At 66.5% G+C, this 25,720-nt stretch carries 26 protein-coding genes; 6 read left to right on the top strand and 20 right to left on the bottom strand.

The features are described 5' to 3' along the window. The first annotated feature begins 38 nt into the window (after positions 1-38). Positions 39-482, top strand: a complete 444-nt coding sequence (locus ACOQPE_RS14295) for a PaaI family thioesterase (protein WP_420609559.1) — start codon at positions 39-41, stop codon at positions 480-482. A gap of 26 nt (positions 483-508) precedes the next feature. Continuing rightward, a complete protein-coding gene (locus ACOQPE_RS14300; protein WP_420609560.1) occupies positions 509-928 on the top strand; it encodes a DUF5367 family protein in 420 nt (139 codons plus the stop codon). Positions 929-943: 15 nt separating this feature from the next. On the opposite strand, the gene ACOQPE_RS14305 is transcribed toward ACOQPE_RS14300, so the two are convergent. The 9 genes from ACOQPE_RS14305 to ACOQPE_RS14345 are packed head-to-tail and all read right to left on the bottom strand — an operon-like array spanning position 944 to position 12,057. Next, complete coding sequence (locus ACOQPE_RS14305) at positions 944-2,113, bottom strand: redoxin domain-containing protein (protein ID WP_420609561.1); 1,170 nt, start codon at positions 2,111-2,113, stop codon at positions 944-946. Positions 2,114-2,158: 45 nt separating this feature from the next. Next, positions 2,159-3,325, bottom strand: coding sequence for a hypothetical protein (locus tag ACOQPE_RS14310; RefSeq protein ID WP_420609562.1), 1,167 nt, complete (start codon positions 3,323-3,325; stop codon positions 2,159-2,161). 7 nt (positions 3,326-3,332) lie between these two features. Then, positions 3,333-4,562, bottom strand: coding sequence for a hypothetical protein (locus tag ACOQPE_RS14315; RefSeq protein ID WP_420609563.1), 1,230 nt, complete (start codon positions 4,560-4,562; stop codon positions 3,333-3,335). After that, the gene (locus ACOQPE_RS14320; RefSeq protein WP_420609564.1) at positions 4,559-5,932 is read right to left on the bottom strand and encodes a carotenoid oxygenase family protein; all 1,374 of its coding nucleotides are present in this window, start codon (positions 5,930-5,932) and stop codon (positions 4,559-4,561) included. The genes ACOQPE_RS14315 and ACOQPE_RS14320 overlap by 4 nt, the downstream gene beginning before the upstream one ends. Continuing rightward, entirely contained in the window at positions 5,929-7,398 is a 1,470-nt protein-coding gene (locus tag ACOQPE_RS14325; RefSeq protein ID WP_420609565.1) for a N,N-dimethylformamidase beta subunit family domain-containing protein, read from the bottom strand. The genes ACOQPE_RS14320 and ACOQPE_RS14325 overlap by 4 nt, the downstream gene beginning before the upstream one ends. Positions 7,399-7,448: 50 nt before the next feature. Beyond that, entirely contained in the window at positions 7,449-8,357 is a 909-nt protein-coding gene (locus ACOQPE_RS14330; RefSeq protein WP_420609566.1) for a haloalkane dehalogenase, read from the bottom strand. Continuing rightward, positions 8,354-8,893, bottom strand: coding sequence for a hypothetical protein (locus ACOQPE_RS14335; protein WP_420609567.1), 540 nt, complete (start codon positions 8,891-8,893; stop codon positions 8,354-8,356). The genes ACOQPE_RS14330 and ACOQPE_RS14335 overlap by 4 nt, the downstream gene beginning before the upstream one ends. 10 nt (positions 8,894-8,903) lie before the next feature. Beyond that, on the bottom strand, positions 8,904-11,186 hold the full coding sequence (locus ACOQPE_RS14340; RefSeq protein WP_420609568.1) for an arylsulfatase: 2,283 nt from the start codon (positions 11,184-11,186) through the stop codon (positions 8,904-8,906). Positions 11,187-11,235: 49 nt separating this feature from the next. Continuing rightward, entirely contained in the window at positions 11,236-12,057 is an 822-nt protein-coding gene (locus ACOQPE_RS14345) for an MBL fold metallo-hydrolase (RefSeq protein WP_420609569.1), read from the bottom strand. Positions 12,058-12,218: 161 nt separating this feature from the next. Here ACOQPE_RS14345 and ACOQPE_RS14350 point away from each other — a divergent pair, with 161 nt between their 5' ends. After that, entirely contained in the window at positions 12,219-14,561 is a 2,343-nt protein-coding gene (locus tag ACOQPE_RS14350) for a CotH kinase family protein (protein ID WP_420609570.1), read from the top strand. A 77-nt stretch (positions 14,562-14,638) separates the two neighbouring features. On the opposite strand, the gene ACOQPE_RS14355 is transcribed toward ACOQPE_RS14350, so the two are convergent. The 6 genes from ACOQPE_RS14355 to ACOQPE_RS14380 form a co-directional block, all read right to left on the bottom strand. Next, positions 14,639-14,812: a hypothetical protein gene (locus ACOQPE_RS14355; RefSeq protein ID WP_420609571.1), complete on the bottom strand. Its 174-nt coding sequence runs from the start codon at positions 14,810-14,812 to the stop codon at positions 14,639-14,641. Positions 14,813-14,860: 48 nt separating this feature from the next. Next, a complete protein-coding gene (locus ACOQPE_RS14360; protein ID WP_420609572.1) occupies positions 14,861-15,064 on the bottom strand; it encodes a pyridoxamine 5'-phosphate oxidase family protein in 204 nt (67 codons plus the stop codon). A gap of 103 nt (positions 15,065-15,167) precedes the next feature. Continuing rightward, a complete protein-coding gene (locus tag ACOQPE_RS14365) occupies positions 15,168-15,680 on the bottom strand; it encodes an adenine phosphoribosyltransferase (protein WP_420609573.1) in 513 nt (170 codons plus the stop codon). Positions 15,681-15,716: 36 nt separating this feature from the next. Then, on the bottom strand, positions 15,717-16,910 hold the full coding sequence (locus ACOQPE_RS14370) for an aminomethyltransferase family protein (RefSeq protein WP_420609574.1): 1,194 nt from the start codon (positions 16,908-16,910) through the stop codon (positions 15,717-15,719). A 93-nt stretch (positions 16,911-17,003) separates the two neighbouring features. Then, positions 17,004-17,423 (bottom strand): nitroreductase family deazaflavin-dependent oxidoreductase, encoded by a 420-nt coding sequence (locus ACOQPE_RS14375; RefSeq protein ID WP_420609575.1) that lies wholly within the window; start codon positions 17,421-17,423, stop codon positions 17,004-17,006. A gap of 100 nt (positions 17,424-17,523) precedes the next feature. Beyond that, positions 17,524-18,411, bottom strand: coding sequence for a phytanoyl-CoA dioxygenase family protein (locus ACOQPE_RS14380; protein WP_420609576.1), 888 nt, complete (start codon positions 18,409-18,411; stop codon positions 17,524-17,526). Between the two features lie 167 nt (positions 18,412-18,578). On the opposite strand from ACOQPE_RS14380, the gene ACOQPE_RS14385 reads away from it, so the two are divergent. After that, positions 18,579-19,211, top strand: a complete 633-nt coding sequence (locus ACOQPE_RS14385) for a GNAT family N-acetyltransferase (protein WP_420609577.1) — start codon at positions 18,579-18,581, stop codon at positions 19,209-19,211. 61 nt (positions 19,212-19,272) lie between these two features. Then, a complete protein-coding gene (locus tag ACOQPE_RS14390; RefSeq protein WP_420609578.1) occupies positions 19,273-20,235 on the top strand; it encodes an alpha/beta fold hydrolase in 963 nt (320 codons plus the stop codon). A 10-nt stretch (positions 20,236-20,245) separates the two neighbouring features. On the opposite strand, the gene ACOQPE_RS14395 is transcribed toward ACOQPE_RS14390, so the two are convergent. Further along, positions 20,246-21,091 carry a TauD/TfdA dioxygenase family protein gene (locus tag ACOQPE_RS14395; RefSeq protein WP_420609579.1) on the bottom strand — a complete coding sequence of 282 codons (846 nt, stop codon included), beginning with the start codon at positions 21,089-21,091 and terminating at the stop codon, positions 20,246-20,248. Between the two features lie 76 nt (positions 21,092-21,167). Then, positions 21,168-21,557: a RidA family protein gene (locus ACOQPE_RS14400; RefSeq protein ID WP_419853694.1), complete on the bottom strand. Its 390-nt coding sequence runs from the start codon at positions 21,555-21,557 to the stop codon at positions 21,168-21,170. A gap of 169 nt (positions 21,558-21,726) precedes the next feature. Here ACOQPE_RS14400 and ACOQPE_RS14405 point away from each other — a divergent pair, with 169 nt between their 5' ends. Beyond that, positions 21,727-22,965, top strand: coding sequence for a cytochrome P450 (locus tag ACOQPE_RS14405; protein WP_420609580.1), 1,239 nt, complete (start codon positions 21,727-21,729; stop codon positions 22,963-22,965). A gap of 20 nt (positions 22,966-22,985) precedes the next feature. Here ACOQPE_RS14405 and ACOQPE_RS14410 read toward each other — a convergent pair whose 3' ends face one another. Genes ACOQPE_RS14410 through ACOQPE_RS14420 form a run of 3 tightly spaced genes read right to left on the bottom strand, consistent with a single transcriptional unit; the run spans position 22,986 to position 25,718 of the window. After that, a complete protein-coding gene (locus ACOQPE_RS14410) occupies positions 22,986-23,768 on the bottom strand; it encodes an SDR family oxidoreductase (RefSeq protein WP_420609581.1) in 783 nt (260 codons plus the stop codon). Between the two features lie 34 nt (positions 23,769-23,802). After that, on the bottom strand, positions 23,803-24,333 hold the full coding sequence (locus ACOQPE_RS14415; RefSeq protein ID WP_420609582.1) for a 3-phenylpropionate/cinnamic acid dioxygenase subunit beta: 531 nt from the start codon (positions 24,331-24,333) through the stop codon (positions 23,803-23,805). Further along, complete coding sequence (locus ACOQPE_RS14420; RefSeq protein WP_420609583.1) at positions 24,330-25,718, bottom strand: aromatic ring-hydroxylating oxygenase subunit alpha; 1,389 nt, start codon at positions 25,716-25,718, stop codon at positions 24,330-24,332. Before ACOQPE_RS14420 ends, ACOQPE_RS14415 begins: the two co-directional genes overlap by 4 nt. Positions 25,719-25,720 lie beyond the last annotated feature (2 nt).

The following is a 25,720-nucleotide window of genomic DNA, read 5'->3' on the forward strand; positions in this document are numbered from 1 at the left end:
CTTCGCACCAAGTCCAGCCGAGTACTAGGAGCCATTGCATGAGCCGGCCGACGTTCGAAGCCTTCAACGAGGAATGGGCCGACAAGGTGATCGGCCGGGTGTCGCGCAGCGGCATCGACGGTTACCTGGGCATCAAGGCCACGGAGTTCGAAGCCGGCCGCTTGGTGTGCGAGATGCCGATCACCGACGAGCTCATCACCGCGATGGGCACCATGCACGGCGGCTGCCTGTCGGCTATGTGCGACCACGTGTTGGGTGTGGTCATGTACCCCGTCATGCCGCCCGGCTACTGGGCAGCCACCACAGAGTTCAAGATCAACCTGCTGGCACCCGTCACCGGGGGCACCTGTGTCGCCACCGCGGAGATCATCTCCATGAGCAAGCGGCTGGCCGTCCTGCGTGTCGAAATCGAGAACGAAGGACGCATGGTTGCTGTCGCACAGGGCACCACCACCATCGTCGCCCCCAAGAGCAGCGGCTGAGGCCGCATACCGAAGGACTGCCCTCAATGCCTGAACAGAACCGACTCTCATACATCCAGCACATGGTCCTGATGATGGTGATCGCTGTCGTCGGCTGGGCCGTGTTCCTGGGGCTGTTCCTGCTGATCTTCACCGACAACTACGAACCATCGGTGTCCCGCACCGTGTGGTGGGTGTGGCTGATCGTCGGCACCATCGTGACGGTCATCACCATGTTCGTGTGCTTCCGGCTGCTGCAGACGCCTCGGCAGTGGCGCAGCTCAGCCGCAATCGCCCTGTTCGCGCCGGCGATGTGCCTCGATGCGTTGACCACCACCTATTACAACGACTGGTTCGACCAAGGCATCCACGACGACACCGCCTACTCGGCGCTCATTCTCGGCGCCGCCGGCATCGGCTTGCTGCTGGCCATGCTCATCACCAAGCCCACCGCCGACAAGTCCTGAACCTGCCGGCGGCAGTCAGGCGGCGCTTGGCTCCCGGCGAAGGAGGCGCTTGAGGCCGTTGACGGCTGGCGTCCAGAACCACTCGGGTTCGGTGAAGCGGCGATGGTTCTCGCCCGGCAGCTCCATCGGGTCGTAGTAGTTCTTGTCGGTGTTCTTACGCAGGTACGCCGATTTCTTCAGTACCTGCAGGGCGGCGTACACGGTTCCCTTGTGGGTCCAGCCTTGGCGGTGGTAGTTCCAGTTGTCCGGCGCGAGGTGCTGGGCTGCGTCGAAGTGCCGGAGCGCACGCTCGCTGTCACCCGCCGATTCGAAGTGCAGCGCCAGCTTGAATGTGGGTTCGGCCAGCAGAGTGTCGTCGTCGACGGGCTTGAGATGCGCTGCCAGCTCCTCAGCCGACCAGACGAACTCACTCTCCGGTCCTCTCTCGATCCAGTCCCGAGTCGCATGGGCGAATGCGTCGTTGCCGAGGCGGACCTTGCCAAGCCCGAACTTGATCGTTGTCTCGTCGGGGAACACGCCCTCGTTGCTGCGGACGATGCGCCCTTCCTCGTCGATCCACGCGCCCGACGGCACGTTGACCCAGCCGAACAACGAGCTGATCCTGTGCGTCGGGTCGACAATGCACCGGAACGTCGGCTTGGCCTTGTCAAACCACTTGCCCGCCGCAGCCTCGCCTTGGGAGTCCTCTGCCACGCTGATCAGCTCGAAGCGATCCGGTCCGATCGATTCGTACAGTTCCTGCCACACGGGCAGGTTCACCCGGCAGCCTCACCACGAGGCCCAAGTGAACAACACCACCTTGCGGCCCCGCAGGTCGGACAGTCGCACCGTGTCGCCGTTGCGGTCGGTCATCTCGAAGTCGGGAGCCAGGCCCGATTCCAGCCCCATGCGGCGGACCTCGGGCACTGATCCGAGGCTCCACACATCTCCATCGCGCACATGCTGCTGGCCGATCTTGTCGGCAAAGGCCGAGTAGCAGAACCACACCCAGTCGTCGGCATCAGCGATCCACGCTTCTCGCTCAGGCTCGAACAGCGGCACGCAGATCTCGCCGAGGCACACACCCTCAGGCTTCAGCTGCCAGCCGGTGGCTTGCTTGAGCTGATCGACCCGCACCCACAAGCTGTCGGTGTCATCGCTTCGCTGAGCGATGTCGCTGGTGCTCTCACTCGTCAGGACGATCACGGCTGGCCCTTGTTCTCATGCGCCAAGTTCAACCGACGGAACCCCCTAGGGGAGCTTGCCGCCCTCAGTCGTACCGAGCACTATCTGACCGTACTGCTCGTACGTGACAGCCGACACCATCAGGTGCGATTGCACGGTGTAAATGTCGCGCAGGATGCGCTGCATCTCGTTGCCGTCCATCACCGCGCTGCCGCCGGTGAAGCGGAACAGCTCGCTCACCAGATCGACGGCTTCGTCAGTGCACCACACGGCCGCTGCCTGCGCCTCCGTGACCAGCGCTGGATCGGGTGGGCCCGCAGCTGCCGAGTCGAACATGCGCTCGAGCGATTCAGCCATCGCCAGCGCGCACGCGTTCATGCGGATGGTGCCCTGTCCGATAGCTCGCTGGAAAACCTGCCTGTCGGCGAGGCTGACACCGCCGAGGTAGCCCCGCTTCTTCTCGATGGCCGTCTCGGTCATCGTCTGCAACGCCGAGCGTCCGAGTGCGTACGCGAAACTGCCGTGCTCGTTCACGACGTAGGCGGGCAGCCCGAGCCGCATGAGCGCGCCACCCCGTGGCGGCCCACCGCCGAGTGCATCGATGGCAAATCGATCGGGCACGAAGACATCGTCGAGCTCGCAGTCGCAGCTGCCGGTGCCTCGCATGCCGAGCGTGTGCCAGTTGTCGTGCAGGATGACTTCATTGGTGGGCACAAGCGCCCTGATCACTGGCGGTCCATCCGAAAAGACCGGCACCGCCACCCAGTCGGAGTGCTCGACGCCGCTGCCCCAAGCCCAACGGCCCGACACCCGGTAGCCGCCGTCGACGCGCCGTGCTTGGCCGCCGGCTCGCAGCGAGCCGGCCATGAACGGGAAGCCGTCCGCGAGCACTTCGTCAACTGAGTCGTCGGAGAGGCTTGCGAACACGCCGCCGGTCACGGCTGAGGTGATGAACATGCACCACGCGGCCGCTGGGTCGATCATCGTCACGGCCTCGATCACGTCCATCTGGGTGACCGGATGCGCTTCGGCACCGCCCACCTCGTGCGGCGACTTCATCTTGAACAGTCCCGAAGATCGCAGCGCCTCCACCGAGGTCGGCGACAGTCGTCGCAACTTCTCGGACTCGTCCCGACCGGCCGTCAGCGCATCGGCGGCCGAATCGACCGCCGCCAGCAAGTGGGCCCGGTTGGCTTCCCGGTCCCTCGGAAACTCGTTCTCGTGGGCGCTCACTGCCTGCTCAGATCGCGTCCACGACGTGCTGGAGCTCGCTGAGGTCCCGCGACAGCAATGACGCTCGGATCTCGTCAGGCCGGTCCGCGAACCTCGGGTCGCACTGTGGGCCATTGAGATTGTGAACCCCGGATTCCTCCACGGTCGGGCCCCATTGGTTTCCGCCATTGTCGCCGAGCTGCCCCGGATCGGTCATGTCGATCGTGTTCGGCCCATAGCTGGCATCCACCCGGTCGCCGTCGCACATGTGCTCGTGAACGTGGCCGTAGGGATCATGCCAGTAGTCGTAGATCTGCGAGCCGTAGACGTGACGTCCGACGCCCCACGCCAGTGCGTACGGCGCGCCCTCCGCCGCCCGCTCCCGGAAGTGCATGTGACCCCGGAAGACGTCGTCCATGCTGAACACCTCGAACGCTGCATGGCTGAACTGCGCCTCGGCGGTTCCGTCCATGAGCGGCAGCACCAGCATGCTGTGGTGGTCGGTTTCAGCCGCGCCCCGGTCCATCCGCATGAACTGGAACATCACATCGGAGCCCGTCGACTTGATGAGCTCCACGAGCGGCGGCGGGAAGTGCTCTTCGGCCCCCGGCGGGATGATCATCCGGGCTGCGTCGCTGACGAGCATGCCGAAGGTGTTTTCGAGGAGCCGCATGAAGGCCTGGTGCGCTCCTGGCGGCACGGCCGCCACCACGTGACCGAGCCGGTACACCTCCGGCGGACCGGGGTCCTTCTTGATCGGGTAGCGATTGCCGCTGACGTCCTGCTCGACGCCTACTCGGTCGTCGACGCCGGCGTGGTTGTAGGTGATGCGATCGCGGCGGGGTGCAAGCGGCTCGGCTTGCTGGCCGTGCACGGCTTCGAGCACGAATCCGGTGATCGGCTCGACGAAGTGCACGCGCTTGCCGCCGCCGAGCTCGCCTTCGACGCCGCCGATGTCGTGCACCGGCGAGCAGCCGGGAACAGCGTCGGCCAGTGCATCCAAGTCGCCTTCAGATTCCACTTCGAACGCCCAGCCCATGAACTTCGCTGGACCCCGGTGCACCACGTGGAGAAACGGCATCGGCTCGAGGCCCCGGGAGATCAGCACCTCGTCGTCTCGGTGCACGACAACGAGACCGAAGTCGTTCACGAACGCCTCCATGGCGTCGAGATCGGGCGCCGAAAACCGGATGTAGGCGATGTCGACGGCTTTCACGATCGGCGTCGCAGTCTCAGGCATGATCGCTGTATCGGTCATGTCGCCTCCGCACCCGGCAACCAGTTGCCGTGGAATCCGTACGGCACGCGTTGCGGCAGCGGCACCCGGGCCACTGGAGGGCGGCCGATGTCGCGGGCGTCGAGAATGACCAGCTCGCTGGCGTCGGTCGTCTCGTCGTAGACGTAGGACATCAGCCAGCCGTCGTCCTCGGCGCTGCCCTCGGGATCAGGGACGAACACAGCCTCGGCGCTGCCCCGGCCGGGGCCGTGGTCGTGGTACTCGGCCGTGCCGCTGTCGTAGTCGAACTTGAAGTTGGCCCCCGGGATGAGGCCGTCGCCGACGCCAACGGTGTACCCGAACCGGTGCTTGCGTGCGGTCCGTTCGGCGCGGACTTGGGGAAACTCGTGGAACCGGTCGTCGACGCGTTCCTCGCTGACCCTGCGACTCACCGGGTCGACGGTCCAGCGATCGAGCGTGGGCCGGGAATCTCCGGCCGGGCCCAGCTTGTCGCGGTCGAACATCTTGTCGTAGCGGCACAGGTCGATCACCACCCGGCCGTCGCTGTCCTCGTAGGCATTCAGCGGGTGGAAGACGTAGCAGAGCCCGACGTCGCACCAGATGATCTCCTCGGCTGTGCCATCGCGGGGCAGCAGGCCGACCCGGGCGCCGTAGCCGGGGTCCCACCGGAACGGGAACGACGCTTTGCCGCTGAGCGCGAGATCCAGGTCGAGCGTGACGGGCAGGTCGTAGATGACGGCGTAGTTCTCGGTGAGCGACATGTCGTGGATCATCGGCATGCCCGGCAGCGGCACATCGACCGTCTTGCGCACCCGGCCGTCGGCGCCCACCACGACGTACTCGACGTGATCGAACAGGTCCTGCCACGCATAGCAGACGGCGTGCAGCTCGCCGCTGCGGGGATCCAGCTTCGGATGCGCCGTGAATCCGGTTTTCAGCGTCCCGGAGAAGTCGTTGCGGCACACCGTCTCGAGCTCGTATCCCATCTCCACCGGCACCACGCCCGCTTCGACCAGCGCCCACGTCGTGCCGGCGAAGCCCCAGACACTCGTATTCGCAGAGAAATCGAGCGTGCCGACAGGCCCCGGCACGGCAGGTTCGCCCAACGCCTCCACCACGTCCTGGCCGCGCACCCAACGGTTGCGGTACCACTCGGCGCGGCCGTCGCGCAGCCGCACACCGTGCACCATGCCGGTGCCGACGAACCAGTGGCTCGTGGCCGGATCGGTGGGCGCGATCGGGTTCGGCCCGTTGCGCAGGTAGCGGCCTTCCAGCGCTGCGGGTATCTCGCCGATCACGTCGAGATCGAACGCCGTGACCTCTTCGGACACTGGAGCGAAGTTGCCCTCGCTGTAGGTGTTCTGAGGCCGGGCTTCGGTGGTTTCGCTCATTGCAAGCTCCCAGGTCGGTCGGCGGCGAGGTCGATGTAGCGACCGATCACGTTGCGCGTCACCGTCGCCACATCGTCATGCTCAAGGCCGTAGGCCCAATCGGTGCAACCTGTAGTGAACACCTCGCCGAGACCCCGCTTGAACCAACCCATCACCGCGGCACCATGTGCGAAGCGTTCCCGGTTCTCGGGCGTGTCACCGCCGCCGAGCCGCTCGGTCACCCAGTTGAGCTCACCGATGTAGCTGTCGGGCATGCCGGGCGGCGCTTCCGCGGTCTCCCACAGGTGGGCAGGCGCCGTGCCGAGCACCTCGAAGTTGGCCGGCGTGCCGCCGGTGGGCTTGGCGACCGGCAGCCCGTCCACCAGCACGAGCTCACAGCCGTCGCACTCGTAGCCCACCACCACTGGCTCACCGCCCAGCACGTCGCCGGCGATCAGCCGCAGGCCGTCGAATGCCCAGTGGTCCGGCCGCCAGATCGTGTACCCGCCCGAGCCCTTCGGGGCCCGCCGGCAGTGGGCATAGCCGCCTCTGGTGAACGAGACACCGGTCATCTCGTTCTCCGGTCGTCCCGTGAGCGGGTCGCTCCACATGGTGGACACGGTGTGCTGCTCATCGGTGCCCATCACCGGGTCGAGGTCGAAGTCGAGCTTGTAGCCAATCACCCGGTCGTCGCCGCCGAATCGCACCTGCCAGAACGACGTGTTGCCCGAGAAGAACGCAGCCGCGCCGCCGCGGTCCACCCAACCCTCGACGTGATCGCGCATGGCCTCGGTCCAGTACTCGTCGTGGCCGACGCTGATGTACAGCCGCCGCCCGTCGAGCAGATCGGGCCGGGAGTGCAGGTCCAAGCTGGTCGCGTAGTCGAGCGTCACGCCGTTGCGCTCGGCCCAGCTCACGAAGAGCCGTTCCCAATTCGCCCATCCCGCCGCAGCCGACCAGTAGGAGTAGTTGTCGAAGTACTCGTCGACCTCGGGGCGCGGCAGCTGGCCGAAGCGGGCGACCCGGTAGCGGTGGGGGTCGGGCTTGTCCAGAAATCCCCGTGGCAGCGGCCGGTGCTGCGACGACTCGTGCCCGCCGGTGTAGAAGCTGGGCCCGCCCCAGTCGTTGTAGGCAGCCCATGTCGAGGTGGACAGCACCAGCAGCGTCTCGGCGGGCTCGGAGGCTCGCACCACGAAGAACGCCTCGGCCACCTCGCCGTCGGTGCCGTGCAGGCGCACGAGATAGAAGCCGGGCAGCCACGCCGGGTCGATGCCGAGCGAGAGCGAGGGAGTCCAGCCGCAGCCCTCGGCGGCGCAGCCGTCGGGCACCGACTGCTCGCTGACCGCCAGGTCCCGGGTCTCGACAAGCTGTTCGGCGGCGCCTATCCGCAGCACCTCGACGCGGCAGGATCCACCATCGCCGCTGATCATCAGGTCGATGGTGTCCCCCGCCACGCCGCTGTGCGGCCAGCAGTAACCCGCGATCATGCGGCGACCGTAGTTGGCCCGTGGTAGCGGCGGCGCAGGTGGAGGTGCGCTCAGTTGGCGTCGATGAAGTCGATCAACACCTGGGCCAGCTCGGGCCCTTTGTCTTCCTGCAGGAAGTGCGCAGCGCCCTCAATCGTGACGTGCGCTTGGCCTTGCGCACCGGGCACGAGCTTGCGGAATGGCTTGTCTGCCCCGGCAGTCACCGGGTCCTGGTCGCTGAAGCAACACAGGAACGGCTTGTCGAACTGCTGCAGCACCCCCCAGGCCTCGCGGTTCGGCTGCGCCTCAGGATCGTCGGGCGAAGTGCAGACGTGTGATGGCCATGCGCGTGCCCCTGCCTTGTAGGAATCGTCGGGATAGGGCGCGTCGTACGCGGCGATGACCTCGGGAGCGAATTCGGTGAGGCAGCCGCCGTTCACGATGTCGCCGATCGGGAAGACGGGCGACTCCCGGGCGAACGTCTGCCAGTTCATGAAGGCATCGCTGGGCGAACGGTCTCCGGTGGGCAGACCGGTGTTGGCGACAGCCACCCGGGCGAACCGGTCGGGCTGCGCGGTCACGAGCCGCAGGCCGATCAGGCCGCCCCAGTCCTGGCCGAAGAAAGTGATGCTGCTCAGATCGAGCACGTCGAACACGAGGCTCGACATCCACGCAACGTGGCGGGCGTAGGTGTAGTCGGACTGCTCTGTGGGCTTGTCGCTGCGCCCGAAGCCGACCTGGTCGGGCACGATCACGCGGTGCCCGGCATCGGCGATGGGCCGGATCATGTGGCGGTACAGGTACGCCCACGACGGCTCGCCGTGCAGCAGCAGCACCGGGTCGGCGTCGGGCGGTCCCTCGTCGAGGTAGTGGACTCGCAGCGAGCCGCCCTCGCCGTCGGGAATCTCGACGTAGTGCGGCTCGAAGTCGTACCCGTCCAGATCGGCGAAGCGCTCGTCGGGCGTGCGAAGGGTCTTCATGGTGTTTGCTCCTGTGTTTCGATTTGGGCCAAGACGAGTTCTGGGTCGGCGTCGGGCGAAGCGAGCTGGCGCAGGCGGGCCGTGAAACCGATGTAGTCCCACATCAGGTGCTCGCCGTCGCGCCAGCGGCGAACCTCGATCAGGCCGGTGCCCACATTGAGACCGTGCGGCCGCAGCACGTGCACGCCGTCCTCGAAGCTGGCGACGACGTGGATCTCGGTCGACTTGTCGAATTCGGCGACGTCATGCACGCCGTTCTCCAGCGTCCCGTCGCAGCGCATGTCATGGACGATGCCCGCACCGGTCACCACCACCCGGTCGTCGGCCTGCTCGATGCGCTGCACATGCCCGATGGCAGGATGGCCAGGCTGCGTAGTGCCGTCCACGTACACCTCCACCGTCTGCCAGAAGCCGCGCATGTCCGGCGCGCCGTCGCACAGCGGCTGGGTGCAGCCCGCCAGGATCGGCGGCGGCCACTGCGTCCAGCCTCCCGCCGGGGTGTACGCGACAGGAATCGAATCGGCGGTGAGGGTCATCGGTGCTCCCCTATTGGCGTGCCATCTCGGTACGTGCAGCCGTCTCGGCATCGGCCTGAGACCCACCGCTCCGGTCGATCTCGACGGCGTGCAGGGCCCCGCTGAAAGCGAATGGGGCCTCGTAGCGCGGCGACACGGCTTGCCCGTGGTCGAAACCGACACTGGAGCCGATCGAGGAGATGATGCGCATCATGTAGGGGAGCTCCGCGCTCCCGCAGTGCTCGCCGTCGATCGCCAGTTCGATGACGCCCTCGGTGCGGCTCGTGCGGCGGAGCCGTGCCGTCAAGATGCATTCCCCCGCGGGCACCTCGATGGCGGACTCGACGACGGTGTGCTCGCCGAACGAGTTGTAGTCCACGACGAGACGGCCGCTCTGCACGAACACCGACATGCCCGAGTTGGCGTTGCCGGTCGCCCACAGCACGCCCGCATCGTCGGCGCCGCGGCTCACGTGCGCAGTGAGTTCCCACGATCGACCTGACGGTGACGCTGAAGCTGCCGAGGGGATCGGCGACAACGGCGGGCGGTAGCGGTATCGCCGACTCGTCGGGTGCGGCGAGTGATCATCAAGGCGGGCGACGAAGAGTTCGATCATCCGTTCGTCGAGCGGCAGCACGCCGTTGCGCTCAGCCTCGGCCCACCACAGCCCGATCAGCTCCTCCAGCTTGCCGGGTTCGGTTTCGGCGAGATCGTTGCACTCGGAATGGTCCGATGACAGCTCGTACAGCTCCCAGCGGTCGTCGTCGAAGGAATCGCCCCTGATGTGCCGCGCCACCGCCTTCCAGGTGACACCGTCCTGCTCGGCCACGAGCGCTCGGGATCCGGATTGCTCGAAGTACTGGAGCGTGTTCGTGGCCGGTGCGTCTGCGTCGGCGAGCACCGCAGCGAACGAGCTGCCGGTCACCGGAAGCTGTGCGTAACCACCGAAAACCTCGGGTGGCGTGATGCCCAGGAGCTCGTAGACGGTGGGCACCACATCAGACACGTTCACGAATTGGTCTCGACGGGTGCCCTGCTGGTCAGCGGCGATGCCGGCCGGCCAGTGCACCACCAGCGGCACATGCACCCCTCCCTCGTGGGTGTTCTGCTTGTACCACTTGAAGGGGCTGTTGCCGCACTGGGCCCAGCCCCACGGGTAGTTGGTGTGCGAGTTGGGCCCGCCGATGTCGTCGAGCCTGTCCATCACGTCATCGGGGTCGTCGACGATGCCGTTGAAGTACTTCATCTCGTGCATGACGCCGAACGGCCCGCCCTCTTGGGAGGCGCCGTTGTCGGCCAGCACGATCAGGATCGTGTTGTCGAGCTCGCCCATCTGGCGCAGCCCGTCGACAAGGCGGCCGATCTGGTCGTCGGTGTGGTCGAGGAACGCAGCGAAGGCTTCCTGCAGGCGGCAGGCGAAGCGGCGATGGCTGTCGGGCAGTTCGTCCCACGGCTTCACGCCGGGATTGCGGGGCGCCAGCTGCGTGCCTTCGGGGATGATCCCCAGCGCGAGCTGTCGCTCGTACCAGCGCTGGCGAACCGCATCCCAGCCGTCGTCGAACCGTCCCCGGTACTTGTCGAGGTAGGCCTGCGGTGCCTGATGCGGCGCGTGGGTTGCCCCGAAGGGCAGGTAGGCGAAGAACGGCCGGTCCGGTCGCACGCCCTTGCTGTCGTTGATCATGCGCAGGAGCTGATCGACGAGGTCTTCGCTGAGGTGGTAGCCGTCGTCGGGCCCCGCAGGCGGGTCGATGTGGTGGTTGTCCACCACCAGCTCAGGGTGGAACTGGTCTGTCTCGCCTTCGAGGAAGCCGTAGAAGCGGTCGAACCCTCGTGCCAGCGGCCACTGGTCGAACGGCCCGGCGGCCGAGATGTCCTCGGTCGGCGCCAGATGCCACTTGCCGCAGCAGAACGTGGCGTATCCCTGTGCGCCGAGCACCTCGGCCACGGTCGCGGCGTGGTTGGTGATGTGGCCGAGCTGGTGCGGGAAGCCGGTGCGGTGGTTCGACACCGAGCGCATGCCCACGGCGTGCTGGGACCGGCCGGTCAGCAGCGACGCCCGCGTCGGCGAGCACAGCGGGGTGACATGGAAGTTGGTGAACTGCAGCCCGGCGGCTGCGAGCGCGTCGACATGGGGGGTGTCGATGTCGGAGCCGAAGCAGCCGAATTGAGCGAATCCCGTGTCGTCGAGCAGCACGATGACGACGTTGGGCGCATCGGGTCCGGGGTGCGGCCGGGAGGTGAAGTGCGGTTCGGATTCGGCGAGCGTGCGGCCGATGCGGCCTTCGAACGGCGTCGGCTGTATCGGATGTGTCATCGAAGCTCCTGGGACGATGCCGGAAACCAGTTGGCGCGACTGCGCTGCCTCACAGCGTGACAGTGGTGAGGTCGTCGCCGATGACGACCTCGCCGTCGAAGTGTGCCGCTGCCAGATCGACCCACTCGGGGTACTGCTCGGGGGTGGGCGCGGGAACCATGTGCGTCAGCACCAGCCGCTTCACGCCGACCCTGGCCGCGGTCTGTGCCGCTTCGACGACATCGGAGTGGTAGTCGAGGATGTCCTGCGCCATCGGGTTGGGGCTCAGCCCGATGAGGTCCTTGCGGATGACGGTCTGCACGTAGGCATCGGCGCCGGCGGCGAGTTGGTCGACGCCGTCGCAGGGGATGGTGTCTCCGACGATCGCGGCGACCGCGCCGTCGTGGGAGAGGCGGTAGCCGAGCGTGGGCCGCACGGGCGCATGCTCAGTTGCCGCTGTGCTGACGCTCACATCGTTGACGTCGAACGTCTCGCCCGCTTCGAGTTCGATCACGTCGACCTGCGGTTCGTTGACGAGTACGTCGTGGTGGGCGATGCGGTAGCCGATGTCGGCTTCCAGTGCGCCGAGCTGCCGTTCGACGAACTGCGCTGTGCCGGGCGGTCCGTAGACCTGCAGCGTGGCGTTGCCCTGACCCAGGACCCAGTGGGTCGTGACCACGTCGTTCAGCGCGCACACGTGGTCGCTGTGCAGGTGGGTGATCAGCACGGCGCTCAGGAAGACCGGCAGCGAGCCGCCGCCGGCCATGCGCATGACGACGCCGCGGCCGGCATCGACGAGGATGTGCGTGTCGCCGGCTTTGACGAGCGTGGACGGCCCGGCCCGGTTGGCGTCAGGCAGCGGTGAACCGGTTCCAGTCAGCACGATGTCCATGACACTCCCCTGACGGCCCTGTATATCCAGGCAAGCCTCGGTGAATCGGCGGGACCCTAGCATTCTTTTGCCAGTATTTCTGACAATATCTCTGAGGCGTTGCGGACGGGGCCTAGCTGTATGGTCCGCTCACGTCCTACCTGCACGTGAAGGCAAGCCGCATGCGACAACCTCGCCGCCAGCGTCGCTTCGCCGCCGCACTGGTCGCCTTGGCACTCGTCGCAGCCGGCTGCACAGATGCAGCCGACGACGGCGCGCTCCCGGCCGCAACGCCCACGTCCGACACGGCCCCATCCGCCCCAACAGCGGCAACCACGACGACCGCGGCCACGACTCTCGCTGGCGACGCAGCCCCCGCTGCCACGGCCCCCGGCTCAGCCCCCCAAGATGACCTCGAGACCGATCCGCGCGACGCCTATTTCGCCCTCGACCGTGTGCTCGACATCAGCATCGAGATCGATGTCGAAGACTGGGACACGCTGCGCCACCAGACACGCACGCTGGCCGACGTGTTCGCGGAGATCGAGGAATACGGCCTCTCGCGGCCCTTTGCCAGCATCTACACCTGGTTCGGTGCCACGGTGACGGTCGACGGCCAGACGCACGCCGACGTGGGCGTGCGCAAGAAGGGCTTCGTCGGTTCGCAGAGTTCCACCAAGCCGTCCCTGAAGCTCCGCTTCGACAAGTACGTCGACGGCCAGTCCCTCCCGGGGGGCATGAACCGGATGACGCTGAACAACAGCGTCCAGGACCCCTCGATGGTCAACACCTGCCTGTCGTACCGGGTGTTCGCCGCGGCCGGCAATCCCGCACCGCGCTGCAACTTCGCCACCGTGTCGGTGAACGGCACCGATCTGGGGCTGTACGTGCATGTGGAGGAGTTCAAGGCTCCGTTCCTGTCGCACCATTTCGAGAACGCCGACGGCAACCTGTACGAGGGCACGGTCAGCGACTTCACGCTCGAGTTCCGCGGCACCTTCGAGAAGAAGACCAACGAGGATGCCGACGACTGGTCCGACATCGACGCCGTCGTCGCGGCCTTGAGCGACCCTTCCGATGCCGGATTGACGGCGCTCGGGTCGATCGTAGATCTCGACCGCTTCCTCTCGTTCTGGGCGACGGAAGTGCTGGTGGGGCACTGGGACGGCTACGCCGGCGACCGGAACAACTACTGGTTCTACCGGGTGCCCGACGGCCGGTTCGTGTTCCTGCCGTGGGGCACCGACGGCACGTTCCACCTCTCCGACGACCCCAATCCCTTCGACAACATCTCCGACCCGCCGCCTTCGGTGCTGGCGCTCACTGCGATTCCCAACCGCCTGTACAACCACCCTGACTGGCGGGTGAAATACGTTGCTCGGCTGAAGCAGATTCTGGACGACGCCTGGGACGAGACGGATCTGCTGTCTGCGGTCGATGCGATGGCTGCCATCGTGCAGCAACATGCCCTTCCCGCAGAGGCCAGGGCGGCCGAAGCCGACACCGAGCGGGTGCGGACGTTCATCGGCAAGCGCAGAGACGAGATCCTGACGGACCTCTCGCCAGAGCCACCCGAATGGCCCCAGCCCGAGGTTTCCGCGCCATCCGCCGCGGATTCAGGAACCCTCGAAATCACCTTCGAGACGACCTGGGGAAGCAGCTCGAGTCCCAACCCGCTCGGGCAGGGAACGGTCCACAGCCTGCTGCTGAACGGCGCCCCCGAATCGACCGAACGCACCGGGGTCTTTGCCGGTCACGCCAATCCCGAGGAGCGTGTCCTGCTTCCGAGCGTCGACGTGCCCGCTTCCATCATCGTCGCTGGGCTTGGTCCCGACGGCTCGGTCAACGGAATGTCGCTGGTCGTCGACCCCCGCGAAATCGCGGCGGGCAGAACGCTGGTCATCGGCGTGGACGCCATCGCCGGAGGAATCTGGTCGATCCCGCCGGGAGCGTCGTCGCCGGAGAGCTTCTCGCCCTTCACCGAGGGCGCGCTGGAACTGTCAAGCGGCGGGACGACTGCCGGCGCTGTGATCGCCGGCGCCTTCTCGGGGGCCTACGGATGGTCCCCACCAACATCCGGCGACGCCGACACAAGTGCACAGGGCGCCGACACCTCGGAGACCCCGCTTGATGTCGGACTGGTCATCAATGAGGTGGCCGCCAAGGGCGACCCGCTCGACTGGTTCGAGCTGCACAACGCGTCGCGAGTGCCCATAGCGCTCGATGGCTTCGAGATGGCTGACGATCTCACCGATGTCGGCAAGCGAGTGCCCTTCCCGGCCGGCACCGTCATCCAGCCGGGCGCATACATGCAGTTCAGCCTCGACAAGGACGGTTGGCCCGGCTTCGCGCTCGGGAGCGACGAGGAACTGGGCATCTGGCTGCTGGACGGCACGCTCGTTGCCAGCGTCGACTGGGAAGATGGCCAGTCCGGCGCGGACCAGAGCTATGCCCGTGTGCCCGATGTCACTGGCGGGTTCGCGACGGTCGACACCCCCACTCCAGGGGCCGCCAACCAGCCGTGACATGCAGGCACCCCGCGACACCGGTGCCCATGACAGCGGTAGGAAGAGCTTCGTGCCCGGTCCGGGGCTGAAACCATCTACGCCGGTGTGTGCTCAAATGGCAGATCTTGGTACAGGTACTGGGTGACCGTGATGCGGAGCACAACGCCCCAATCGCCTCGTTCCGGGAACGGCTTGCCGGTGTACTTGTGGCTCAGCGCGTCCAGAGCAGCCATGTCGGCATCGGGCTCGACCACGCAGGTGCCACGCATCTGCAGCTCCTCATACGGGTTGTCGATGTCGACGATCGAGATGGCAACTCACGGATCACGCAACACGTTCTGCGTCTTGAGCGATTCCCCGCCCGTGGCGATGATCACCGTGGAGGGGTCAACGAGGTCGATCCAAACCGGATCGAGCTTGGGCGAGCCATTGGCCCGGATGGTTGCAAGATGTGCGAAGTTCGGCCTGCGTACGAGGTTCTGCGCTTCGGCGCTCATGACCTTGGGTGACGGTGTGGGCATGGATCGGCTCGCTTCCTGGATCAGCAGGTCACGCTCACCGTAAGCGCGTGAGCGGTCCCGACGCACCTGCACCGTCGGGCAGTGCCTGCAACGGCCCAGCCAGTTACTCGATGACAAGCGCTGACTCGACGCGTACGTCGCCAAGCCGGTGGCGCCCGTCAAGGAATGCGAGCTCGACCATGAACGAGAATCCGACAAGCTCGCCGCCGCCGAGCGTGACGAGCTGCGCCGACGCGGCCGCGGTCCCGCCAGTGACAAGCACATCGTCAACGACCAGCACGCGTGCTCCGGCCGCAATGGCGTCGGTGTGCATTTCCAAGCGCTCGGCACCGTACTCAAGCTCGTAGTCTGCGCCCAGGGTCGGCCGTGGCAGCTTCCCCGGCTTGCGCAGCGGCACAAACCCGGCATCCAGCCGGTCCGCTGCCATTCCGCCGATAACGAAGCCCCGGGCCTCCGGTGCAGCCACAAGCTCAACACCCTGGTCCTCAAACGGCTCCACCAGCTCAGTCACGCACGCCGCCAAGCCGTCCGGATCCCCCAGCGAAGGCGTGATGTCCTTGAACACAACCCCCGCCCGAGGAAACCCCGGAACATCCCGAATCAACGACCGCCACATAGCTGTCTGCTCCTCAGGGTGTCCGGTAACTTGCCGTCAACGGCGGTTGGGGATGTCGACTAGGTGGCCTCTTGGGATGAGGCGCTCTGGGTCGTACATCGGGAGCGTGCAGAGTTCGCCGCGCAGCTTCCGGCCCTCGAAAGACTCAACGTCGAGCAGGGTGCCTGGTCCGTTGGTGGGGTCCTCCATGCGAGCGATGGCAACGCCGCACTGCTGGTAGGGCGACCATGCGGTGGAAGTCACTTGGCCGAGGGCGACGCCATCGCGGCTGAGGGTGCGGCCGAGCTGGGCTATGCCGCCTTCGGTGCGCATCCCCCAGGTGCGGCAGCGCTGATCGGCCCGCTCCAGCGCCTCCTTGCCAATGAAGTCCTCCTTGTCGAGGTCGACGAAACGGCCGAGACCCGCCTCGAACGGTGTCACCGTGCGGTCGAAATCAGCCCCGGCATTGAGCAATCCGGCTTCGATCCGGCGGGCTCGGAACACTTGGGCCGAGGTGATGATCATGCCGAACCGCTGGCCCACCTCGAGAATGCGGTTTCCTACCGCCTCGCTGTCAATCTCGGGGCCGAGGTAGAACTCCCAGCCGAGCTCGTTGGTGAATCCCGAGCGGGTGATCACCAGCGGCTGGCCGGCAATCGACACTTCGGCAATGTCGAAATAGCGAAACGGTTCGGGCGGGCCACCGTCCACCACCGCGGCGAGCACATCCAGCGAGCGAGGCCCCTGCACCTGGCTGACCCACACGTCAGGGTCACGCACCTCCACATCGAGGTCAGCAGCGTGGGCCCGATACCAGCTGTATAGGTCGCCGTTGGCTTGGGCCATCCAGAACCGGTCGGCGGCCAGTCGCAGCAACACGCCGTCATTGATCATGCCGCCGTCGTCGTAGCAGGCGAATTGGTAGCTGCTCCTACCTACGCGCACCTTCGATACATCCCTCGGGAAGACCCGATTCGCCAGCCGCTCGGCATCAGGGCCGACCAGCTCGATGGGCAGCTCGCCGGTGTGCCGCAAGATCACTTCCCGGCGCACCTTCCAGTACATCTCGGTTGCCGACACGTCGGCGAAACGCACCGGTGTGAGTCGCCCGTTGTAGATCTGGTACTCGGGATCGTGCGCCAATTCCTGGTACATCAGCGGGTGCGGCACCATGGACATGCCGAGCTCGCTCGGGGGCACGCCCTCGGTCGACAGTGCCTTCGCCACGTACCTCAACGGCGACCTCGTCACCGACACAGCATGCGCGACGGCGCGCCTTCAGACAACAAAACGCGCTCCACCGTCCTGGGGCGTCGGGGCCCATGGCCCGTCCGCAAAGGTGATTCAGTTTCGGACGAGGCGGAATACGGGAATCTCGCGGCCGTGCTCGGTGGCGCTCTTCTCGTAGTCGGCGAACTGCGGCATCAGTGCCGCCTGGGCGTCAAACAGCCGCTTGCGCTCGCCACCCTCGGTGAGGTGCGCCGTGGCCTCCCACGTGTCAGTGCCTACTTCGACAGTGACCGTCGGGTTCGCGACCAGGTTGTAGTACCAGTTCGGGTTGGTCGGGGCGCCGCCCTTGGAGGCGATGATCACGATGTCATCGCCGTCGGTGGAGTACACGAGCGGTGAGCACAGCTCGCGGCCGGTCTTGGCCCCGGTCATGGTCACGAGGATCATCGGCGCACCCTTGAGCCAGCCGCTGCAGTTGCCCTCGTTCTCCCGGAACTCCTTGATCACGGGTTCGTTCATCTTCAGAAAGTCCATTAGGGGCTCCTGCCTGTCGGGTGAGCTGCGCCGCAGCGCCGGGCGCGAACGCTACCGCCGCGACTGCCGATCAATCCGGGTTGTGTCGAGTGAAGCGGTCTCAACCAGCGTCGCCGTTCGAGGCGATCACGTCCTGCATCTCGCGGGCATGGCGCAGCCACAACCCGCCTCCGTTATACGGGCGGGGGTCGTAGGAACTGTGGCCGAGCAGACGTTGTACTCGCTCGCTCTGGCCAGCGAGCTCTCCCAGGCTGAAGTCCATCGGGCTGGCCTCTTCGGGCGTCAACCAGCCGGCGACGAAGCTGACGTGGAAGGCCCGGCGCCACTGGTCGGTTGTCTGGTTGGCGCCACCCCCGTGCAGCACGTAGCCCGAGTAGACCAGCGCATCGCCAGGCCCCAGCTCTGCCGGCACCGATTCACGCTCTTCGTAGCGAGCCAGCTCACTCTGGCGGTGGCTGCCCGGCACGACCCGGGTCGCACCCAACTCCTCGGTGACCTCTTCCAAGCCGATCATGGCGCTGACGGTCACCTCGGGCGAATCGGGCCAGGTGGCCTTGACAAATGCCCACCAGTTGTTTGCGTCGCGGTGCAGCATCTGCGCCGTTTCGCCCGGACCGATGTACATCACCTGCGCCGTGTTCAGCCAGTACGAACCGCAGATCGGCAGCAGCACGGCATCGGCGATTTGCGCGTACAGCTCGTTGTCGAGGACGTCGAAGAATGCCGGAGTCAGCCGGGCCAGGCTCGAGAAGCGGATCGTGTTGGCGCCAACGAAGCGCTTCCCGTCATCGCCGAGGCCCTGAGTAGCACCGCCCGGCTCGATGCCATGCGCGAAATCGTCTGCGGCGGCACGTATCTGGGCGATGGTGTCGGCGCCGAACATCCCCTCGACGATGACCCCGCCGTCCTCCCGCATTGCCTCAAGAATCGGCTCCAGCCCCGCCGAGGCCGGAGTCCTCTGCAACGAACGAACAGCGGTCTTGCTCATGGCAGCACGTCTCGGCCTCCGGGCCCGCCCGTCGGGCCGTCTGCCCAGAAACTACCCCGCGACCCGCAAATCAGCGAGACTGCGGCGCTCCCTCGGGCCGGACTTTGCCGCAGGGCTAGCGTCCAGTGTTGAGGCATCGGCGGAGATGCACAGTCCTGGGGGCATCGATGGAACTCGTCACCGTGGATCGGGAGCGGGCGGCACAGTTCACCGCCGAAGTTGTTGAGCTAGCTCACGCGACCGGTCCCTCGACCTACGACTACCAATTCGGCTCCCGGGCCGTCTTCGACCGCCTGGTCGGCGACTCATGGCTCGCTGAAGGCACCCTCTTTGGCTACGACGAGACCACCGTCGCTCTCGACGGCGACGACCTGCTGGGCATCGAGATCGGCTTCGCAGGCCCGGAATTCGAGCACCGCAAGAAGACACTGCGCCCGCTGTGGTCGCCAATCATCGAGGACGGCGTCGTCACCCATGACGAGCTTGCCGAGCTGGGACGGCGCACCTACCTCGCCGGTTATCTCAACGTGGTCATACCCGCAAGCGCCTACTACGTCCACGCGCTCTCGGTGCGGCCCGAACTGCACGGCCAGGGCATCGGCGCAGCGCTCATGAAGGACGCCATCGTTCGCGCTGCCGACGAGGGCTACCGGGTCGTCCATCTCGACGTGCTGTCGGACAATCCCGCCGTCAAGTTCTACGAGGCATTCGGGTTCGAAGTGCTGGCCCAAACCGTCGCGCCCATCCCCCACAGCCACGGCGTGCCGATGGAACAGCGCATGTCGCTCGATCTGCGCTGAACTGCACGCCGAATCCGATGCCGGTGCCCTGCGCTGGCCCCGACACAGCCGGAGACCACCCGTGACCGACTTCGTTCGTACCGACGACGCCCACTTCGAGGCATTGACCGACTGGGACTACGAGCCCTGCTACCACCAGTGGAAGGACCTGCGTGTCCACTACGTTGACGAAGGGCCCGCCGACGGGCCGGTCATGCTGCTGCTGCACGGCATGCCGACCTGGGCATACCTGTACCGCACGATGATCCCCGGACTCGTCGACGCCGGCTACCGCTGCATCGCCCCCGACCATCTCGGCTTCGGCCGCAGCGACAAACCCACCGATCCGAACTGGTACTCGATCGCCCGCCACACCGAGGTGCTGAGCTCGCTGATCAGCGGCCTGGACCTGACAGACATCTCGGTGGTCTGCCAGGACTGGGGCGGCCCGATCGGCTTCGCCCAAGCAGCGATGATGCCCGACCGCTTCAGCCGCCTCGTCATCATGAACACGTGGCTCCACCATCCGGAGTTCGACTACGACGAGAGCTTCCTGCAGTGGATCGACGCCTGGAAGCCGGGTGGCCGCTATGCGCACCCGCAGCCGAGCATCGGCCTCGTACCGCTGCTGGCTGGACGCATGGTGCGCTCACGCGATGTGGTGCCTGCGATCAAAGCGAGAGTCGAACCCGAACTCGAGGGCGAAGCAGCTCTGCGGTACGCGGGGTTCTCGGCGCCGTTCCGGGGCCTGCCCGAAGAGGGCTTCAACGGCGCCCGGTGGTTCCCGCTGTCCATCCCAGTCGGGAACTACGACAGCGGCAACGGTGCCGGGCAGGCCCTGCATTACCGGGTGCTGCTGGGCTGGGACAAGGCCGCCCACTTCATCTGGGGCGCCCAAGACGAGGGCTTCGACGAGGATTGGGGCCGCACCTGGGCCGGCCAGATGAATGCGCCGATCGACGTACTGGCAGACGCCGGTCACTTCCTGCAATTCACCCACGGTCCCGAGATCGTCGAGCACATCCTGCGACGCGCCAAGAATTAGACAGCGCCGATCAGACCGGGCGATCGCCGATGAGCGTCACCCGCTCCATGCGCCGGTGCATGCCGCCGTGGTCGGGCACGGCGTAGTGCTGGGTGCACCGGTTGTCCCATTGCGCGATCGAGCCGGGCCGCCACCGGAACCGGCACTGATACTCGGGCGTCGCCGCCTCGTCGTAGAGGCGCTGGCGCAGCGAGCGGCTCTCATCGAGGCTCATCCCGTCGATCGTGAGCGTGAAGATCCGGTTGACGTACAGGCTCTTGCGTCCGGTGACCGGGTGCGTGCGCACGACAGGGTGCTTCTGGTCCGGGAATTGCTCTGCAGCCTCAGCCCGCTTGCGGTCGCTCATGCCACGCCCGAACGCCTTGACGTAGGAGTGGATCGCGAAGCTGTCGTCGATCTGTTCCTTGAGATCGTCGGCAAGGCGCTCGTAGGCCAGCTCCATGTTCGCGAAGCAGGTATCTCCGCCATACGGCGGGACGATGCGGCCCAGCAGCACTGAGCCGAGCGGCGGGCACTCACGAAAGGTCACGTCCGAGTGCCAGGTTTCTGCGGCGTAGAAGCTCTCCGCCGTGGACTCGAGCACCAAGATCTCGGGGTGTCCTTCGACATGCGGCGCGAACGGGTGGATCTCCAACTCGCCGAGCGCCCGCCCGTAGGCCACGTGCTCGGCCTGGGTCAACTGCTGGTCCTTGAAGAACAGCACCTTGTGGGCCAACCAGGCCTCCTGCAACTCTGCAATGAGCTCGTCGTCGAGCTCTCGGAGGTCGACGTTGGCGATCTCCGCACCGATCGAACCCGTGAGCGGCTCCACCCGGATGCGGTTGTAGTCCCCTGGTTTCACCGCATCGACACGCACGTCATTTCCTCCCGGCGGCGCTCCCGGCCCACGGGCAACCGCTCCTGATGGTTCAGCTAACCACAATCGGCCACCGCTACTCCTTGTAGGCGACAGCCTCGATCTCGATGAGCGCCCCCGGGATGATGATGCCGGCGATGACCGTCGTGCTCGCCGGCGGTTCGCCCGGGAAGTACTTCTTGCGGGCGGCGCTGTAGGAGCCGTACTGGTCGACATCGGTGATGAACGCCTGCAGCTTGACGACATCGGACATCTCGAAGCCCTCCTCGGCGAGCGCGAGTTGGATGTATTCGAAGATCTCCTCTGTCTGCCCGCCCATGTCCTTGGTGAGATCGTTGGCGATGCAGCCCGAGACATAGACCGACGGACCAGCCCTCACCGCCGGCGCGAACGCCCCGGAGCGGATCAGCTCGGGGACCGGATGCGCCTCGATGAGCGCTTCTGAACGAATGACCTTGCCTGCCATGGACGGAGACTAACCCTGAGTCCAAGCGCCAGCAGCGAGACGGCGACGGAGCGCTTGAGGCGTCAACGCAGGTCCTACGCTGAGCCCATCAGCCCGCTCGCCGCACTCCGGCTGGCTGCCAACTGATCGGCCCGTTCGACCGGCCGGTCACGACCCGAGGGAACCATCGATGACCGACACGGCACCCGTCGACGACTGGGGCACCGACTACGACATCTTCGACTCCGGATACGTACGCGACCCGGCCCCCGTGTGGGACGAGCTGCGGGAACGCTGCCCGGTCGCACACACGGAGCGCTGGGGCGGCTCGTTCCTGCCGACCCGCTACCAGGACGTGCAGGCGCTCGCCAAGATGGTGCCCGAGCTGTCCAGCGCGGACCCGCTGGTGACCACACCCCCTCCGGAGATCATCGAAGAATTGATGCTGGACCCGGTGTTCGAGAGGTACGGCGCCAACGCCGCCCCCATCTCTGAGGACCCGCCCGTTCACGGCTGGACCCGACGCCTGCTGCTGCCGCACTTCACGCAGAAGGCCGTGCAGGCTCACCGCCAGTACACGCTCGACCTCGCGAACCGCCTCATCGACGACTTCATCGACGCAGGCACCGCCGACGCCGCCGGGCAGTACGCCCAGCAGATCCCGCCCCGGGTTATCGCGCACCTGATGGACGTCGACGAGAGCCGAGTGGACGATTTCACCTACTGGGTGCAGTGCATCTTGGAACTGGGCCTGGCAGACGTACAACTCCGCCTCAAGTACCGCAGAGTGATCCGCGATTACTTCCAGGAAGTCGTGGAGGAGAAGCTGGCCAACCCCGATGACGGCTTCGTCTCCGCGTTGCTGGCCGGTACCGACGACAACGGCGAGCCGGTCGATCCCATGAGGGTGGTGGGCATGCTCAACCTGCAGCTCATCGCTGGCATCGACACCACGTGGAGCTCGATCGGCTCGGCCCTGTGGCATTTCGGCACTCACGCTGCCGACCGCGAGCGGATGGCGGCCGAGCCCGAACTGTGGCCGACGGCCATCGAGGAGCTGCTGCGCTTCTACTCGCCGGTGACGATGGGTCGCCGGGCAGCCCAGGACGTGTCCTATGGCGAGGTCACGATTCCGCAGGGAAGCAAGGTGCTGATGAACTTCCCCGCAGCGAACCGCGACCCGGAGATCTTCGATCGTCCCGATGAGGTGATCTTGGACCGGCCTCACAACCGGCACATCGCGTTCGGTGCGGGTATTCACCGCTGCGCCGGCTCGAACCTGGCCAGACTCGAGATGGACATTGCACTGCGCACCTGGTTCGAGCGCATCCCGGACTTCGAGGTGAGCGACCCCGACGCCGTCACGTGGGCAGGCGGACAAGTCCGCGGCCCTCGCTGCCTGCCGGTCCGCTTTCCATCCGCCAGCTGAAACGATCAACCAGGCCGTTCTCAGACGTCGGGGAGGTTGGCGCCGCCGTCGCTGTGGATGAAGCGGCCGGTCATGCCCCGTGAGGCTTCCGAGGCCAGGAACACGTAGCTCTCGGCGTGGTCCGCGGGGCCGAGTGCGACGCCGAGACGGCTGCGCTGCCGGATGGACTCGACCCGGTCGGGTTCCTGACCCAGGGATCGGTCGTGCAGGCCGAGTGAGCGCAGGCCGCGAAGGTCGGTGCCGTGGGTGCCGCCCGGTGCAACGCCGTTGACTCGGATTTCGGGTGCCAGCTCATGGGCCAGCGACTCCACGCAGCCCCGTACCGCGAACTTGCTGGCCACATAGAGGATCCCGCCGCGGCCCGGCATGAAGCTGCTGGTGGAGCCGGTCAGGATGACCGAGCCGCGGCTTGCCCGCAGCGGTTCGATCGCGGCCCGGACGGCCAGCAGCATGGAACGCACATTGACGTCCATGACCTCTGCGAAGGCGTCGTCGAGCGCATCTCGGGGAAGCTCGCCCAGCCCGAGGTAGAAGTCGAACAACCCGACGCAGCTCACCAGCGTGTCGATGCCGTCGAATGCGTCCAGCATCGCGGCGACGGCGTCGTCGTTATCGCCTGCGCTGGTGGCATCGCCGCAGATCACCGGTCCGGCCGATGCTTCGGCCAGCGATTCGCACTTGTGCGGGTCGATCTCAAGCGAGCCGATGCTCGCACCTTCGGCCAGAAAGGCGTCGTGCACTCCCCGGCCGATGCCCGACCCCGCCCCGATGATGAGCGCTCGGTTGCCAGCCAGCCTGCTCATCGCGGGGCCCTCACGAAGACGTCGCCCGACAGCTTCACAGGAAGATCGCCAGGTTCTGGGTGCGCAGGACCGACTCGTCGATCTCGATGTCGCGTTGGCGCAGGCGCAAGCCCTCCTCCGTCGGCATCAGCACGTCGGTCCGCCCTGCCGACAGCAGGCTTGGAGCTGTGCGGTCGCCACGCGACCGGTACAGCAGCACCGCCGACTCCACGATGAGCTCGTCATCGGAGCCCTCGAAGGTCCGCACGTTGGAGACGTGGTGGCGGATGCGGCTCTGGGGGTCCTCGGTCCACGCATAGTCGGTCTGGAACCGCTGCACCCGCTTGCGTAGCGAGTACCAGTCCTCGTCGAAGTGATGCATGGTCTGCACGTCGACCTCGTCGGCAGCCTTGACAGCGGTGACTCGCACCGGCATGCGGTAGCGAATCCGGCGGTCCATCAGCCCCAGCCATGCCTCGAAGTCGGACGTGTCGAGCAAGTGCGCCTCTTCGGTCAGGAACTGTGCGGCTGCCTGGTGCCGCTCGTCGGTGTAGGGCAGCGGTGCCTGAGACTGCCCGGAGCTCACGCCGGCTGCTCCCCCATGCCGAAGGCCATGGGCTGGCGGGCGGGCGCAGGCTGTGACACCAAGTCGGCCCACATCGAGAACCAGTGGCGCTGGTTGTGCTCGCCGAAGCCCTGGTAGGCCGTGCCCGGGCCGCCGAAGCCCTCGAACTGGTCGACGATCGGTTCGCCGTCGAGCGTCAGGCCCATGCGGTTGTTGAGCAGCAGGTTCCGCGCCATCGAGCCACGTGCCATGGTCGTGATCGACACCCAGTTCTCGACGTCGTCCTGCTCGAACATGCCCGACGACCCGAAGCACATCAGGTACGCCTTGTACGACGCCGCCTTGTAATCGTCCGGCGCGTCGGCAGCCACGCAGAACCACGAGTACACCTCGGTCTCACCCGGTCCCACGGGCTGCCACAACCGAACGGAGATGAACGGCGTGATCCGCCCCTCAGCGTCGGTCTGGGGCCAGTTGTGCACGAAGCTCAGGTTCGGGAACAGCGTGGAGGCGGAGGGCATGAAACCCGGCTCGTCGACGAGCGCCCGTTGCGGGGGGCTCAGCGTGGCAGCCATGCGGTCGATCATCTCGTCGGGGTAGCCGACGTAGGCCAGCCCCGATCGGAAGTCGCTGCCGGGCGGCAGCTTGTAGGTGGTGCCGCCGCCGGGGCCGGCATGCCACAGCACGCCTTCCTTGCGCTTGTAGGGCTTCGGCTCGCCGAACAGCTCGATGTCCACGACGCTCGCGTGGGTGTGGGGCGTGTGGTAGCTGTCGCCCATGAAGTTCTCGGCGCCGATCTTCCAGTTGGCCTCGACACGCCAGCGCTGCGGCCCGCGGAACTCCATGCCGGCCTCGCTCTGGCCGGTGTAGAAGTCGAGATAGAACGCGTAGTCGCCCAGCCAGGTCTCGAAGTCGGGAGCGTCGGGGTCGAGGCTGGCGAAGATCATGCCGTTGCGGATCGCGACCGAGGGCGCCCGCAGCAGTGCCTGGCCTTCCTTGATGAATCCGGCTTCGCCGCCGTAGGCATCTGCATGGAAGGGCAACCCGGCGAGCTGGCCGTCGTTCTTGTAGGTCCAGGCGTGGTACGGGCAGCGGAACGTGCGGGCGCTGCCGCGCTCGGCGCGGCACACCTGCATGCCCCGGTGGACGCACATGTTGAACATCACGTGGACCTGACCGTCGCTGTCGCGGGTCACCAGGAACGAGTCGTCGCCGATGTTGCGCACCACGTAGTCGTCGGGCTGAGCGATCTCGGACTCGTGGGCCAGGAAGTTCCACGACCTGCCGAACAGCCGGGTGCGCTCCAGCTCGTGCACCTCGGCGTCGTTGTACAGAAAGGCGGGGATGAGGCCTTGACGCACGGCGCCGGTGATGTCGGCGATGCCGTTGGGCTCGGCCGGTGCCATGT

The sequence above is a fragment of the Candidatus Poriferisodalis sp. genome, from assembly GCF_965219595.1.
GTDB lineage: Bacteria > Actinomycetota > Acidimicrobiia > Acidimicrobiales > Poriferisodalaceae > Poriferisodalis.